This window comes from Streptomyces sp. NPDC048197, assembly GCF_043202395.1.
Classification (GTDB): Bacteria; Actinomycetota; Actinomycetes; order Streptomycetales; family Streptomycetaceae; genus Streptomyces; species Streptomyces siderophoricus.
Map to the genome: position 1 here is coordinate 54,990 of NZ_JBIDAJ010000038.1, position 14,036 is coordinate 69,025.

15 protein-coding genes are annotated in these 14,036 nt (G+C 73.2%); 10 read left to right on the top strand and 5 right to left on the bottom strand.

From position 1 onward, the window contains the following. Window positions 1-97: 97 nt before the first annotated feature. Window positions 98-526, bottom strand: coding sequence for an ATP-binding protein (locus ACGF4C_RS33295; protein WP_362145398.1), 429 nt, complete (start codon window positions 524-526; stop codon window positions 98-100). Between the two features lie 236 nt (window positions 527-762). Beyond that, window positions 763-1,971: an 8-amino-7-oxononanoate synthase gene (locus ACGF4C_RS33300; RefSeq protein ID WP_393571408.1), complete on the bottom strand. Its 1,209-nt coding sequence runs from the start codon at window positions 1,969-1,971 to the stop codon at window positions 763-765. Between the two features lie 154 nt (window positions 1,972-2,125). On the opposite strand from ACGF4C_RS33300, the gene bioB reads away from it, so the two are divergent. The 3 genes from bioB to bioD all read left to right on the top strand — a co-directional run bounded on the left by bioB (window position 2,126) and on the right by bioD (window position 5,325). Next, on the top strand, window positions 2,126-3,277 hold the full coding sequence (bioB, locus tag ACGF4C_RS33305) for a biotin synthase BioB (RefSeq protein ID WP_393571410.1): 1,152 nt from the start codon (window positions 2,126-2,128) through the stop codon (window positions 3,275-3,277). After that, a complete protein-coding gene (locus tag ACGF4C_RS33310) occupies window positions 3,270-4,574 on the top strand; it encodes an adenosylmethionine--8-amino-7-oxononanoate transaminase (protein WP_393571412.1) in 1,305 nt (434 codons plus the stop codon). The genes bioB and ACGF4C_RS33310 overlap by 8 nt, the downstream gene beginning before the upstream one ends. A 61-nt stretch (window positions 4,575-4,635) precedes the next feature. Beyond that, entirely contained in the window at window positions 4,636-5,325 is a 690-nt protein-coding gene (bioD, locus tag ACGF4C_RS33315) for a dethiobiotin synthase (RefSeq protein ID WP_393571437.1), read from the top strand. Here the strand turns inward: bioD and ACGF4C_RS33320 are convergent. Beyond that, entirely contained in the window at window positions 5,322-5,759 is a 438-nt protein-coding gene (locus ACGF4C_RS33320) for a hypothetical protein (protein WP_351539771.1), read from the bottom strand. The two genes, bioD and ACGF4C_RS33320, sit on opposite strands and share 4 nt — an antisense overlap. 170 nt (window positions 5,760-5,929) lie before the next feature. On the opposite strand from ACGF4C_RS33320, the gene ACGF4C_RS33325 reads away from it, so the two are divergent. Both ACGF4C_RS33325 and ACGF4C_RS33330 read left to right on the top strand, forming a co-directional pair. Continuing rightward, window positions 5,930-6,712, top strand: a complete 783-nt coding sequence (locus ACGF4C_RS33325; protein ID WP_393571414.1) for a class I SAM-dependent DNA methyltransferase — start codon at window positions 5,930-5,932, stop codon at window positions 6,710-6,712. Between the two features lie 69 nt (window positions 6,713-6,781). Continuing rightward, window positions 6,782-7,453, top strand: coding sequence for a class I SAM-dependent methyltransferase (locus ACGF4C_RS33330; RefSeq protein WP_362145419.1), 672 nt, complete (start codon window positions 6,782-6,784; stop codon window positions 7,451-7,453). Window positions 7,454-7,516: 63 nt separating this feature from the next. On the opposite strand, the gene ACGF4C_RS33335 is transcribed toward ACGF4C_RS33330, so the two are convergent. Then, window positions 7,517-7,888: a hypothetical protein gene (locus ACGF4C_RS33335; protein ID WP_030414602.1), complete on the bottom strand. Its 372-nt coding sequence runs from the start codon at window positions 7,886-7,888 to the stop codon at window positions 7,517-7,519. Next, window positions 7,885-8,157 (bottom strand): toxin-antitoxin system HicB family antitoxin, encoded by a 273-nt coding sequence (locus tag ACGF4C_RS33340; RefSeq protein ID WP_393571417.1) that lies wholly within the window; start codon window positions 8,155-8,157, stop codon window positions 7,885-7,887. Before ACGF4C_RS33340 ends, ACGF4C_RS33335 begins: the two co-directional genes overlap by 4 nt. Window positions 8,158-8,322: 165 nt before the next feature. Here ACGF4C_RS33340 and ACGF4C_RS33345 point away from each other — a divergent pair, with 165 nt between their 5' ends. From ACGF4C_RS33345 to ACGF4C_RS33365, 5 genes are all read left to right on the top strand, one after another. Beyond that, window positions 8,323-9,789 (top strand): APC family permease, encoded by a 1,467-nt coding sequence (locus tag ACGF4C_RS33345; protein WP_393571419.1) that lies wholly within the window; start codon window positions 8,323-8,325, stop codon window positions 9,787-9,789. Between the two features lie 75 nt (window positions 9,790-9,864). After that, the gene (locus tag ACGF4C_RS33350; protein WP_393571421.1) at window positions 9,865-10,755 is read left to right on the top strand and encodes a TIGR03621 family F420-dependent LLM class oxidoreductase; all 891 of its coding nucleotides are present in this window, start codon (window positions 9,865-9,867) and stop codon (window positions 10,753-10,755) included. Window positions 10,756-10,816: 61 nt separating this feature from the next. Then, a complete protein-coding gene (locus ACGF4C_RS33355; RefSeq protein ID WP_393571424.1) occupies window positions 10,817-11,239 on the top strand; it encodes a GNAT family N-acetyltransferase in 423 nt (140 codons plus the stop codon). Window positions 11,240-11,465: 226 nt separating this feature from the next. After that, complete coding sequence (locus ACGF4C_RS33360) at window positions 11,466-12,803, top strand: hemolysin family protein (protein ID WP_393571426.1); 1,338 nt, start codon at window positions 11,466-11,468, stop codon at window positions 12,801-12,803. Beyond that, window positions 12,800-13,807, top strand: a complete 1,008-nt coding sequence (locus tag ACGF4C_RS33365) for a hemolysin family protein (protein ID WP_393571428.1) — start codon at window positions 12,800-12,802, stop codon at window positions 13,805-13,807. The genes ACGF4C_RS33360 and ACGF4C_RS33365 overlap by 4 nt, the downstream gene beginning before the upstream one ends. Window positions 13,808-14,036: the final 229 nt, after the last annotated feature.

The following is a 14,036-nucleotide window of genomic DNA, read 5'->3' on the forward strand; positions in this document are numbered from 1 at the left end:
GGGCGCCGGTGGTGGCCTCCAGGGCGCGGGGCACCCGGCGTGCGCTGCTGCGCGGCGCGTTAGGCCGCCCCTCCGCCGTGCCGTGACGGCCGCGCCGTCAGCCGACCGCGATCCGCCAGGGCAGGCTGATCCAGACGGTCTTGCCGCCCGTGTCTGTGGGGACGACGGAGAGCCGGCCGCCGGCCTCCGCGGCGAGGAAGCGGATGATGACCAGCCCCCGGCCGTTGTCCTGCTGGACCGCGGCAGGCAGCCGGCGCGGGCGGCGCGGGTGACTGTCGGTGACCCCGACGCGCAGCTCCTCGTCGCGGTCCAGGCGGAGTTCGAGGGTGAAGGTCGGGGACCGGCCGAAGGTGTGCTGGACGGCGTTGGTGGCGAGTTCGGAGACGATCAGGCGGACCGCGTCGGCGGTGGCGGAAGCGGCGGGCAGTCCCCATTCGGTGAGCACCGCGAGGGCGTGTCCGCGGGCGAGGCGGACCGATTCCGGGGCGCTCGGCAGGGTGAGTGCGGATTCCTGGTGGTCTGCCATCGCGACGCCGTCCCTTTCCCACCGAGGCCGGCTGCGGTCCGCTGACCGGGGAGCCGGTGTGCCGCTCGGGTCGATGCGGCCTCGGGCTTCTGCTGGAGCGCCAGACTGCCACCCGTGCCCCCGGTGTGGTGCTCGATCCAGCAACATATACAGATATCTATCGCTCGATGCGGTGAACTCTGCGACGGGAGACCGGATGCGGGACGCCGTGCCGGTCACCCACCGTCACCGAGGGATCAGATCATCGACGGCGCGGTGGCGACGATCGTCTCCACCGCCCGGTCGAGCTGACCCTCCGTCAGGTCCGCGCGGGCGGTGAGCCGCAGCCGGGAGATCCCGTCCGGCACGGACGGCGGCCGGAAGCAGCCGACCGCGAGACCGGCCGTGCGGCAGTCGGCGGCCCAGCGGACCGCGGCCTCCGGCGAGGGGGCACGGACGGACACCACCGCGGCGTCCGGCCGTACCGCCGACAGGCCGGCCGCGGTGAGCCGGCGGTGCAGTGCGCGGGCGACCTCCCCGGCCCGGGCGGCGCGCTCGGGTTCGCGGCCGATCAGCCGCAGTGCGGCCAGCGCGCCGCCGGCCGCGGCGGGGGCCAGGCCGGTGTCGAAGATGAACGTCCGGGCGGTGTTCACCAGGTGCTCGATGACCCGGGCCGGGCCGAGCACCGCGCCGCCCTGGGAGCCGAGCGACTTGGAGAGCGTCACGGTGGCGACCACGTCGGGGTCCCCGGCCAGTCCGGCCGCCGCGAGCGCCCCCCGGCCGCCGTCGCCGAGGACACCCAGGCCATGGGCGTCGTCGACCAGCAACGCGGCGCCGTGCGACCGGCAGGCATCGGCCAGTGCGGGCAGCGGTGCGGCGTCGCCGTCGACCGAGAACACCGAGTCGGTGACCACCAGCGCCCGCCCGGCGTGGCCGGCCAGAGTGCTGCGTACGGCCTCGGGGTCGGCGTGCGGGGCGACCTCGGTGCGGGCCCGGGAGAGGCGGCAGCCGTCGATGAGGGAGGCGTGGTTGCCGGCGTCGGAGACGACCAGGGTGCCGGGTGCGGTCAGCGCGGTGACCGCGGCGAGATTCGCGGCATATCCGGACGACAGCACCAGAGCCGCCTCGAAACCGCAGAACGCGGCGAGTTCCGCCTCCAGCCGGGCGTGGAGTTCGGTGCTGCCGGAGACCAGCCGGGAGCCGGTGGCGCCGGCGCCCCAGAGCTGCGCGGCCTCGGCCGCGGCGTGGGTGACCTCGGGATGCCGGGAGAGTCCGAGATAGTCGTTCCCGGACAGGTCGAGCAGCGGGCAGTCGGCCGGGCGGGGGCGCAGCGCGCGGACCAGGCCGGCGCGTTGGCGTTCGGCGCGGGCGGTGTCGAGCCAGTCGAAGGCCGCGCCGGGCGCCGGTCCGGCGGCGGGCGGGGGCGCGGTGTCGCGCAGCAGCGGCGCGGCGGAGTCCTGCGGCATCGGCGTCCTTCGTCGGGGGCTCGATTGTGGGCTGTCGATAGACGTTAGCGGTCGTTCCGCCCGGTCACGGTGTGGCGATACACACACCCCGATCGACGCGCGTTGTGGGAATCCTCCTTGGCCGGGGGCGGGCGCGTAGGACAGGATCATCGCCATGGACCTGCTGAACACACTGGTGGACAAGGGACTGCGGCGCGAGTTGCCGACCCGTGAAGAGGCGCTGGCCGTGCTGGCGACTTCTGATGACGAACTGCTCGACGTCGTGGCCGCGGCCGGAAAGGTGCGCCGCCAGTGGTTCGGGCGGCGGGTCAAGCTCAACTACCTCGTCAACCTCAAGTCGGGCCTGTGCCCGGAGGACTGCTCGTACTGCTCGCAGCGGCTGGGGTCGAAGGCCGAGATCCTCAAGTACACCTGGCTGAAGCCCGATGACGCCTCCAAGGCGGCCGCCGCCGGAGTGGCCGGCGGCGCCAAGCGGGTGTGCCTGGTGGCCAGCGGCCGCGGCCCGACGGACAAGGACGTGGACCGGGTCTCGGAGACCATCTCCGCGATCAAGGAGCAGAACGAGGGCGTGGAGGTGTGCGCCTGTCTGGGGCTGCTCTCCGACGGCCAGGCCGAGCGGCTGCGCGCGGCGGGTGCCGATGCCTACAACCACAACCTCAACACCTCGGAAGCCACCTACGGCGACATCTGCACCACGCATGACTTCTCCGACCGGGTCTCCACCGTCCAGCAGGCCCAGGCCGCGGGCATGTCCGCCTGCTCCGGGCTGATCGCCGGTATGGGCGAGTCCGACGCCGACCTCGTGGACGTGGTGTTCGCGCTGCGTGAGCTGGACCCGGACTCGGTGCCGGTCAACTTCCTGATCCCGTTCGAAGGCACCCCGCTCGCCAAGGAGTGGAACCTCACCCCGCAGCGTGCGCTGCGCATCCTGGCGATGGTCCGGTTCGTCTGCCCGGACATCGAGGTGCGGCTGGCCGGCGGGCGCGAGGTGCATCTGCGCAGTCTGCAGCCGCTGGCCCTGCACCTGGTCAACTCCATCTTCCTGGGCGACTACCTGACCAGCGAGGGCCAGGCCGGCAAGGACGACCTGGCGATGATCGAGGACGCCGGCTTCGAGGTGGAGGGCACGGACACCACGACGCTGCCCGAGCACCGCCGGCCGTGCGGCGAGCAGGTGGCCGCGGCCCCGGAGGCGGACGCCGAGGCACCCGCCGCCACCGTCCCCGCCCCGTCCGACGAGGCCCGCCGCGATCTGGTGTCGGTGCGCCGCCGCGGCGCCGGTACCGACCTCCCGCCCAATGCCTGAGCCGCTCGGCCCCCGCGAACTGCTCGCCCTGGACCGGCAGCACGTCTGGCACCCGTACGGGCCGATGCCCGGCACCGCCGCGCCGCTGCTGGTCGAGTCGGCCTCCGGTGTCCGGCTGCGGCTGGCCGAACCGACCGAGGGGCACGACGAGTTGGTGGACGGGATGTCCTCCTGGTGGTCGGCGGTGCACGGCTACAACCACCCGGTGCTGAACGACGCCGCCCGCGGCCAGCTGGAGCGGATGAGCCATGTGATGTTCGGCGGGCTCACCCACGAGCCCGCGGTGCGGCTGGCCAAGCGGCTGGTCGACATCACGCCGGAGCCGCTGCAGCACGTCTTCCTCGCCGACTCCGGTTCGGTGTCGGTCGAGGTCGCCGTGAAGATGTGCCTGCAGTACTGGCGTTCCCTGGGCAAGCCCCGTAAACAGCGGCTGCTGACCTGGCGGGGCGGCTACCACGGCGACACCTGGCAGCCGATGTCGGTGTGCGATCCGGACGGCGGGATGCACGAGCTGTGGCAGGGGGTGCTGCCGCGGCAGGTCTTCGCGGACACCCCGCCGCCCGGTTTCGACGCCCCGGCCGACCCGGCGTACGCGGACCAGCTGCGCGAGCTGATCGGCCGGCACGCCGACGAGCTGGCGGCGGTGATCGTCGAGCCGGTGGTGCAGGGCGCGGGCGGGATGTCGTTCCACTCCCCCGAGTACCTGAAGGTGCTGCGGGAGGCCTGCGACGCGCACGACGTGCTGCTGGTGTTCGACGAGATCGCCACCGGCTTCGGCCGTACCGGTGCGCTCTTCGCCGCCGGGCACGCGGGCGTGGCGCCCGATGTGATGTGCCTCGGCAAGGCGCTGACCGGCGGTTATCTGACACTGGCCGCGACGCTGTGCACGACGGCGGTGGCGGACGGGATCTCCCGCGGCGAACTGCCGGTGCTGGCGCACGGTCCCACGTTCATGGGCAATCCGCTGGCCACCGCGGTCGCCGACGCCTCGATCGAGCTGCTGCTGTCGCAGGACTGGGCGCAGGAGGTCAAGCGCATCGAGGCCGGACTGCGGGCCGGGCTGGCGCCCGCCGCGGACCTCCCCGGCGTGCGCGACGTCCGGGTGCTCGGCGCGATCGGCGTGGTGCAGCTCGACCATGCGGTGGACATGGCGGCCGCGACCCGGGCGGCCGTGGGTGCGGGTGTCTGGCTGCGGCCGTTCCGGGACCTGATCTACACGATGCCGCCGTACATCACCGGTGACGCCGAGGTGGCGCGGATCTGCGCCGCGGTGTGCGCCGCGGCCCGCGAGGGCTGAGCCCCGGGGCCCCGGGACCATCCAACGACACGGCCTTCGGCCGATGAGGAGTGACGAAGAGATGTCGGTGCTGTTCGTGACGGGCACGGGCACGGAGATCGGCAAGACGGTGACCACGGCCGCGATCGCGGCGGCCGCGCTCGCCCGGGGCCGTTCGGTGGCGGTGCTCAAGCCGGCCCAGACCGGCGTCACCGCGGACGAGCGGGGCGATGCCGCGGAGGTCGAGCGGCTGGCCGGCCCGGTCACCACCGTGGAACTCGCCCGCTTTCCCGACCCGTTGGCGCCCGCGACGGCCGCCCAGCGGGCCGGTCTGCCGCCGGTGGGGCCGCAGCAGATCGCCGAGGCCGCCGCCAAGCTGGCCGTCTCGCACGACCTGGTGCTGGTCGAGGGCGCGGGCGGGCTGCTCGTACGGCTGGACGCACAGGGCCACACCCTCGCCGACGCGGCGCGGCTGGCGGACGCCCCCGTGCTGGTGGTCGTCCAGGCCGGGCTGGGCACCCTCAACTCCACCGCACTGACCGCGCTGGCACTGCGCCACTACGGTCTCGACTCCCCCGGCATCGTCGTCGGCAGCTGGCCGGCCGACCCCGATCTGGCGTCCCGCTGCAATCTGACGGACCTTCCGGAGGCCGCCGGGGCCCCGCTGCTGGGCGTGATCCCGGAAGGCTCCGGTGCACTGCCGCCGAGCGCCTTCCGGGCCGCAGCCCCGACGTGGCTGACCCCGGCGCTCGGCGGCAGCAAGGCGCCTTAGAGGACCGCGACGGTCTCCGTGTTCGCGTAGCTGAATCCGTCCTCGTCGAAGTAGAAGACGCTCAGCTTCACCTTGTCGCCCTTGGCGAAGTGCGAGCCGACGGCCGGGCGCAGGGTGATCTGCGCGGTGTGGTCGGCGTAGTCGCAGACGAGATTCGCCTTCTTGATGGTGCCGGCCGCGATCGACTCCTCGTGGCCGGTGGTGTTGAGCTTGGTGGCGTTGGCGACCAGCTGGTGGTTGATGCCCTCGTCACAGGAGTAGGTGACCTTCGCCTGCAGGCCGGGCTGGTGGAGCGTGACCTTGTTGATGGTCAGCAGGTTGGCCTTGGCCGCCGCGGACGGCGCGGCGGCCAGAGCGCCGGCGCCCAGCAGGAGCGTGGCGGCGGCGGTACCGGCGAGACGGCGCCCGAAACGGGTGGCCTTGGTCGACGTCATCGACTTCATGGTGTTCCTTCCCCCTGATGCGGTCACCTTGGTCGGGCATGGCGGAGGATTTCCGCATGCGCGGTGACTGCGACAGTTGTTCGGTTTGACGGCTGATCATACGGGATCTTCCCGGCAGAAATCGGCGAGCCGTCGCACCGGTTGGCGGGCACACTGCGGGGATGGTGGATTTCGCGTACGCGGACCGAAGCCTCGCCGAGTGGTACGACCTCCTCAACCCCTGGGGGCCGGGCGACGACTTTTACCTCGACCTGGTGATGTCCGCGGACTCCGTCCTGGACGTCGGCTGCGGTACGGGCACCCTGTTGCACCGCGCCCGGGCGCACGGCCACCGGGGCCGGCTGTGCGGACTCGATCCGGCGGCCGGGATGCTGGCGCGCGCACGACGGCGCACCGACATCGAATGGGTCGCGGGCGACGCGCTGTCGCTGGCCGGCCGGAACCGCCCCGGCCCGGTCTTCGACCTGGTCCTGATGACCGGGCACGCCTTCCAGGTCCTCGTAGGCGAAGCCGAGTTGCGGGGTTCGCTGGCGGCGGTCCGCGCCACGCTGGCGGCGGGCGGCCGGTTCGCCTTCGAGACCCGTAACCCGCTGGTGCGGCCCTGGGAGCGGTGGACGCCGGACCGGGCGGTCGAGGTGCGGAACGCGGACGGGGTCACCGTGCGCGTCGCCCACCGGGTCGACCTGCCGGTGCGCGGGGACGTCGTCCGCTTCACGGAGACCTTCAGCGGTCCGGACGGCACCCGGCCGCGGACGAGCCGGAGCAGTCTGCGGTTCCTCGACGCCCGGACCCTGGGTGAGCGCCTGGCCGGGGCGGGGCTGACGGTCGAGGAGCAGTACGGCGACTGGGACCGCCGCCCGCCCACCGCGGACGCCCCGGAGATCATCACGCTCTGCCGGGCCGCGCCGGCCGGGACTCGCCGCGCCTTCCGCTGGGGAGACTGACAGCAGCAGCGGGCATCGGCCGGCGCGGGAAAAGCGGGAACAGCAGGAACAGCAAGAAAAGGGGTCGTCATGAGGCAGCGCAGGGGAGTTCCGCTCGGCACCGTCCACCACCCGGTCTTCGCCCGCTTCTACGCGACCTGCTGCGGGCCGGCCGCGGATGCGCGGGCGGGGGTGGCACGGCTCCGCAGGGAGTTGCTGACCGGGGCGACCGGCCGGGTCATCGAGGTCGGTGCGGGCACCGGGCTGAATTTCGCCCACTACCCGGGCACGGTCTCGGAGGTGGTGGCGATCGAGCCGGAGCCGACGCTGCGCCAGGTGGCGCGGGCGGCGGCGGCCCGGGCGGAGGTGCCGGTGGACCTGGTGCCGGGTGTGGCGGAGGCGCTGCCGGTGAAGAGCGAGGCGTTCGACACGGCGGTGGCGTCGCTGGTGCTGTGCTCCGTACGGGAGACCCGGCGGGCGCTGGCGGAGCTGCGGCGGGTGCTGCGGCCCGGCGGGGAACTGCGGTTCTTCGAGCACGGGCGGGCCCCGGGACGCGGCCTGGCGGCGGTGCAGTGGTCGCTGGACCACACGGTGTGGCCGCTGCTGATGGGTGGCTGCCACACCGGCCGGGACCCGCTGGGCGAGATCCGGGCAGCCGGTTTCGAGGTGGTGCGGGTGCGCCGGCTGAAGGTCCCGGAGCGCGGTCCGACGCTGCCGACCTCCCCGGCGGTGCTGGGACTGGCCCGGCGGCCGGCCGACTGACCGCACCGGGCCGGGCCGGGCCGGCCGATGGTCATCTGCCACGCCGCGGGACCGGCCGGCAAATCACAGGATCCAGGTGCGCAGTTCGTCCGCGATGGCGTGGACGTCCGCGGTGCCCTCCTTGATGAGCCGGGCGAGGTCGCGGACCCGCTCGGGCGAGGTGGCGATCTTCAGTCCGCTGGCGACGAGGTAGCCGTAGGCGACGGCGGTCGCGAACATCGCGTTCGAGCGCTCCAACGCCGGTACCTGGAGCAGGAGTTGGAGCAGCGCGGCGGCACGGTCCGGCGGGTCGGGGTAGACGGGTACGCCGAATATCTCGGCGTCGTGGCGGCTGACCGCGGCCACCAGGGCGCCCCAGTCGGTGACCTGGGGGTCCCCGGGGGTGTGCTGTTCGGCGATCAGGAGGAGCCAGGCGAGGTCGATGCGCAGCGTCACGTCGTGCCCGGCAGTCCCTCGCGGTCCGCGGGTGCGGCGGGGCCGGGCGCGCCGCCCGGGTCCCGGCCGAATTCCTCGGCGAAGACGCGCTCGTACTGCTTCATGAAGTCGGAGGCGGCCTCGACGAAGGTCTGGCCCACCTCACCGGCGTCGCGCAGCACGAGCTCCTCGATGTAGCGGTTCATGCTCACTCCCCGCTGCAGGGCGCGCTCCCGCGCCGCTTCGGCAGTGGCCTCGTCCACCCGGACGTTCAGCTGTGTCTTCGCCACTCCTTCACGCTAGCGCGCCCGCGCTAGCACCGGCAAGCGCCGCCGGTCCGCCCGGCCCGCGGTCCGCGTGCCGCTGCCGGGGGTGCCGGGACGGATGGCGCACGATGTGATCCGTTGTGCGACCGGACCGTCCACGACCGCTCGGCCGTCAGGAGGACCACCGCCGTGTCCGTGCCCGCTCCCGTGCCGCATCTGAAGCGCAGCCTGCGGCGTTTCGACATCATGGCGATCGGCATCGCCGCCGTGATCTCCTTCGATGTGATCGGGCAGATCGCCGCCGGCGGCGGTCAGGCCGTCACCTGGATCGGGGTGATCGCGGTGGCGTTCCTGCTGCCGTACGCGCTGATCTTCGCCGAGACCGGCGCCGCGTTCCCGCAGGAGGGCGGTCCCTACGTGTGGGTGGAGGTGGCGTTCGGCCGGCTGCCGGCGGTGCTCACCACGATGTTCTACTGGGTGACCAACCCGGTCTGGCTCGGCGGTTCGCTGGTGTTCCTGGCCGCCGAGGCCTGGGACGGCTTCGTCTTCCCGCTCGGCACGGGCACGGTGGCCGACTACGCCTTCAAACTGGTCTTCATCTGGATCGCGATCCTCACCGCGGTGATCTCGCTGCGCCGCGGCAAGTGGATCACCACGGCCGGTGCCGGCGCCAAGGTCCTGGCGCTGGCCTTCTTCACCGCGACGGCGGTGGCGTACGGCCTCCAGCACGGCTTCCGCGGCCTGGGGACGGCCGGTTTCGCGCCGACGGCGGCCGGATTCCTGGCGCTCGTTCCGGTGCTGCTGTTCGCGTTCGTCGGGTTCGAGGCACCGAACGCGGCCGGGGACGAGATGCTCGATCCGCGGCGCGACGTACCGGTCGCGATCGCGGTGTCCGCGTCCGTCGCCACCTGCTGCTACCTGCTGCCGGTGCTGGCCATCCTGTCCGCCGCCCCGGCCGGCCGGATCACCGGCGTCGGCGGCTTCATGGAGGCGGCCCGGCTGGTCTTCGGGATCTACGGGAGCTGGCGCGGACCGCTGCTGTCCTTCGTCGCCGTGCTGTTCGCGCTGTCGCTGCTGACGCAGGGCAGCGCCTGGATGATCGTCGCCGACCGGATGCAGGCGATGGCCGCCGCCGACGGCGGGTTCTTCACCCGGGCACTGGGCGCCTTCCATCCGCGGCTGGGCACCCCGGTCCGGATGAACCTGCTGTCCGGCGTCACCGCCACCGTCTTCATGGCCTCGGCGATGAACCTGGCGAACGGTGACGCCTCGGCGATCTTCGGCGTGGTGCTCACCGTCGCCATCACCACCCTGCTGCTGTCGTACCTCGCCGTGATCCCCGCCCTGCTGGCGCTCCGCCTGCGCCACCGCGCGGCGCCCCGCCCTTACCGCGTCCCGTTCGGCACCCGCGGGTTCACGGTCGCCACTCTGCTCGTGTACGCCTGGATCCTGCTCGGCTGCTGGGTGGCGCTGTTCCCCGGCACGCTGGAGCACCTCGTCGGGTTCCGCTACGACTTCCGGGCCACCTGGGGCGTCTCCCGGCTCACCTTCGAGGCGTTCACCCTCGGTACGGTCGCGGTGCTGCTGGCGATCGCGGCGGCCGGCTATCTGGTGCAGCGGTGGCGGGCCCCGTCCGCGGACGACCGGCTGCCCTGACGTGAACCGGCCGTGTTTGCATGGGAGTTGACCGGTCGCGACCGGCCCCGGTCACCGCATCGACGAGGGAACTCCATGCCACGTCCGTTCCGCTTCGGCGTCAACCTGCTCACGCTGGAGGCCGGGGACTCCTGGCGCCGGAAGTGCCGCCGGGCCGAAGAGCTGGGTTACGACGTCCTGCTCGTACCGGACCACCTGGGGATGCCGGCGCCGTTCCCCGCACTGATCGCCGCGGCGGCGGCTACCGAACGGCCGCGGGTGGGCACGTTCGTGCTCAACGCGGGGTTCTGGAACCCGGCGCTGCTGGCCCGCGAGGTGGCGACCACCGACGCGCTCACCGGCGGGCGGCTGGAGCTGGGCCTGGGCACCGGGTACGTCCGCGCCGAGCACGAGACCGCCCGACTGCCCTGGGGGTCGCCCCGCGAACGGGTGGACCACCTGGCGCGCACCGTCGAGGAACTGGACCGGCTGCTGGGCGCCCCGGACCAGGCGCCGCGGCCGGCACAGCGGCCCCGGCCGCCGCTGCTGATCGGCGGGAACGGTCCGCGGATGCTGCGGCTGGCGGCCGAACACGCCGAGATCGCGGCGTTCACCGGCGGCCGCCAGGCACCCGGCAGGCCGGAGGGCACCCTGGAGCTGATGCCCGCGGACGAACTGGCGGCGTCCGTGGCCCGCTACGAGGGGTACGCGGCCGGCCGCCCGGAGCCGGCCGAACGCAACCTCCTGATCCAGCAGGTGCGGAACACCAACGACCGGCGGGCGGTCGCCCGGGAGGTCGCGGACCGCGGCATCGGGCTGGACGAGGAGCAGGCGCTGGAGGTGCCGACCCTGCTGATCGGCACCCCGCGGCAGATGGCCGAGCAGCTGCGGGAGCACCGCGAGCGGTTCGGGTTCTCGTACCTCACCGTCCTGGATTCCGCGCTGGAGGAGTTCGCTCCGGTGCTGGCGGAGCTGCGCGGCAGCTGACCGTCCCGGGGTGCGGAAATGTGGTGGCGGGCCGGGGGCAGCGGCTGCTTGGCTCGGCCGCATGACCGACATGGACATCCGGCCGGCCGTTCCCTCCGACGCCGAGACGGTGCTCGGCTTCTGGACGGCGGCCGCCGAGGGCACGAGCATCAGCGACGACGTGGAGGGGGTGCGGCGCCTCATCGCGCGCGACCCGGAGGCGCTGCTCCTGGCCGAGTCGCAGGGCACGCTGATCGGCACGGTGATCGCCGGCTGGGACGGCTGGCGGGCCTCGCTGTACCGGCTCGCCGTGCATCCGTCCCACCGCCGGCGGGGCATCTCGAAGGCGCTGCTGGCGGCGGCCGAGGAGCGCTTCGTGAAGCTGGGCGGGCGGCGCGGGGACGCCATGGTGCTGCAGGCGAACGAGCGGGCCCAGCACGCCTGGGCGGCGGCGGGCTACCAGCGCGAGGAGCAGTGGCGCCGCTGGACGAAGCCGCTGGCCTGAGCGCGGCCGGCACCGCATCGACCCAGCCCCGGAGCCCGTCCTGACACCCTCGGGGCGGGCTCTCCCCACACACACCATTTTGCCGATCCTTTACCATGGTCCTTCCCGGCCACGAGCGAAAGGTGTGTGAGCGTCCAGCCATGGGCGAGCCTCCCAGTAGTCGAGCATCCCGGCGACGATGCGCGAACCTCCCCGTCCTGTACCAGCATGGGACGGAGGTGACCCGATGACCGACCTGCTCTTCCTGGGCGTGGCGCTCCTCCTGACCCTCGCCTGTGGTGTCTTCGTGGCGGCCGAGTTCTCGCTGACGACCGTCGAGCGCAGCGACCTCGAACGCGCCGCCGAGCGCGGCGAGCGCGGGGCGGACAGCGCGCTGAAGGCGGTCCGCGGCCTGACCTTCCAGCTCTCCGGTGCCCAGCTCGGCATCACCGTCACCGGCCTGGTCATCGGCATGCTGTCCAAGCCGGCCATCGCCACCCTGCTGGCCGGCCCGCTGGGCGCCGTGGGGCTGTCGCACGGGGTGGCGGAGTCGGTGGCGCTGGTCCTCGGCACCGCGATCTCCACGGTCGTCCTGATGGTGGTCGGCGAGCTGGTCCCCAAGAACTGGGCCATCTCCCACCCGCTGAGCATCGCCAAGAAGGTCGCCACCGCCCAGCGCGGCTTCAGCGCCGCCTTCAAGCCGTTCATCCGGCACCTCAACAACACCGCCAACCGCACCGTCCGCCGGATGGGCCTGGAGCCCGCCGAGGAGCTGGCCTCGGCCCGCGGCCCGCAGGAGCTGGTCGCACTGGCCCGGCACTCGGCCAAGGAGGGCGCACTGGAGGCGGACACCGCCGAGCTGTTCGTCCGGACCCTCAACCTCGCCGATCTGACCGCGGAGAACGTCATGACCCCGCGGGTCCAGGTGGTGGCGCTGGAGGTCCAGTCCACCGCCGAGGACATCGCCAACGCGACCCGGGCGACCGGACTGTCCCGCTTCCCGGTCTACCGCGGCAGCCTGGACAGCGTGGTCGGCGTGGCGCACATCAAGGACGTGCTGACCGTCCCGGCCGAGCGCCGGCTGCGCCACCCCGTCTCCGAGCTGCTGCGCGAACCGCTGCTGGTGCCGGCGACGCTGACCGTGGACCGGCTGCTGGACCGGCTGTCCGGCCGGCGCACCATGGCCGTGGTCATCGACGAGTACGGCGGCACCGCCGGCGTCGTGACGCTGGAGGACATCGTCGAGGAGGTCGTCGGCGAGGTACGCGACGAGCACGACCCGCTGGAGACCCCCGACCTGGCCCCGGCCGGCTCCGACGCCGAGGGCCGCGCCGCCTACCAGGCCGACGGCGGCGCCCGCACCGACCAGCTGGAACGCATCGGCCTGCGGGTCCCGGAAGGCCCGTACGAGACGCTGGCCGGACTGATCGCCACCGAGCTCGGCCGGATACCGGTCGCCGGTGACCACCTGGAAGTGGCCGGCTGGACCATGGACGTCCTGGACGCCTCCGGCCACCGCGCGGCGCGGGTGCTGCTGCACGCCCCGCTGCCGGGCACCGACGAGGGGACGGAGGCCGCCCGATGACCGCGCTCCAGCTGTTCGTGGGCCTGCTGACGCTGGTCGTCAACGCCTTCTTCGTCGGCGCCGAGTTCGCGCTGATCTCGGTGCGCCGCAGCCAGATCGAGCCGTACGCCGAACGCGGGGACCGGCGGGCGACCAGCGTGCTGTGGGGGCTCTCCCACGTGTCGGCACTGCTGGCCGCCGCCCAGCTCGGGATCACCCTGTGCACCCTGGTCCTGGGCGCGGTCGCCGAACCGGCCATCGCGCACCTGCTGGAACCGGTCTTCCACGCGGTAGGCATCTCGCACGCGCTGGTCCACCCGATCTCGTTCGTGATCGCCCTGGCCCTGGCCACGTACCTGCACATGCTGTTCGGCGAGATGGTGCCGAAGAACGTGGCCCTGGCCGAGCCGGTACGCACCGCGCTCGCCCTCGGGCCGCCGCTGGTCGCGCTGACCCGGGCACTGCGTCCGGTGATCTTCACGGTCAACACGTTCGCCAACGTGCTGCTCAAGCTGCTGCGCGTGGAGACCAGGAACGAGGTGGCCGCGACGTTCTCGGACGCCCAACTGGCGCGGATGGTCCAGGACTCCCGGGAGGCCGGACTCCTCGACGAACGGGCCCAGGAACGCCTCCGGGACGCCCTGGAACTGGGCCGCCGACCCGTCCGGGACGTGATCCTCCCGGCCGAGAAGGTGGTCTCGGCCCGCATGGACACCACCGCCGAGGAGCTGGAACAGCTGGCCGCGGAATCCGGCTTCTCCCGCTTCCCGGTCCTCGACGACACCCGCCGCATCCTCGGCTACCTCCACGTCAAGGACGCGCTGGACGCCGCCCCGCGCAACGTGCCGTTCCCCGTCTCGGCCCTCCGCCCCATCGCCCGGGTCCGCGCCGCCACCCCGCTGGACGACGTCCTGACCGCCATGCGGGGCTCCCGCACCCACCTAGCGGCCGTCATCGGCGACGACGGCCGCCTGGCCGGCCTGGTCACGATGGAGGACGTCCTGCGGGAGCTGGTCCTTCAATAGCCCACGTACTCGGCTGCAGCGCCGTACTGGTACCTCGCCGTTGTGCGCTTTGGGGCGCCTCCCACGTAGCTGTCTGTCCCGCCGTGGGGGTTGCTCGCCGTTGCGCTTTGCGGCGCCCCGCACGTAGTTGGCCGTCCCGCCGCGGGTGGTCTCGCCGTTGCGCCTGCGGCGGGCTGGGTGGGTGTCGGGTGCGGTGACGGGCCTCCGGGGCCGGTGTTTGGGACTGCTG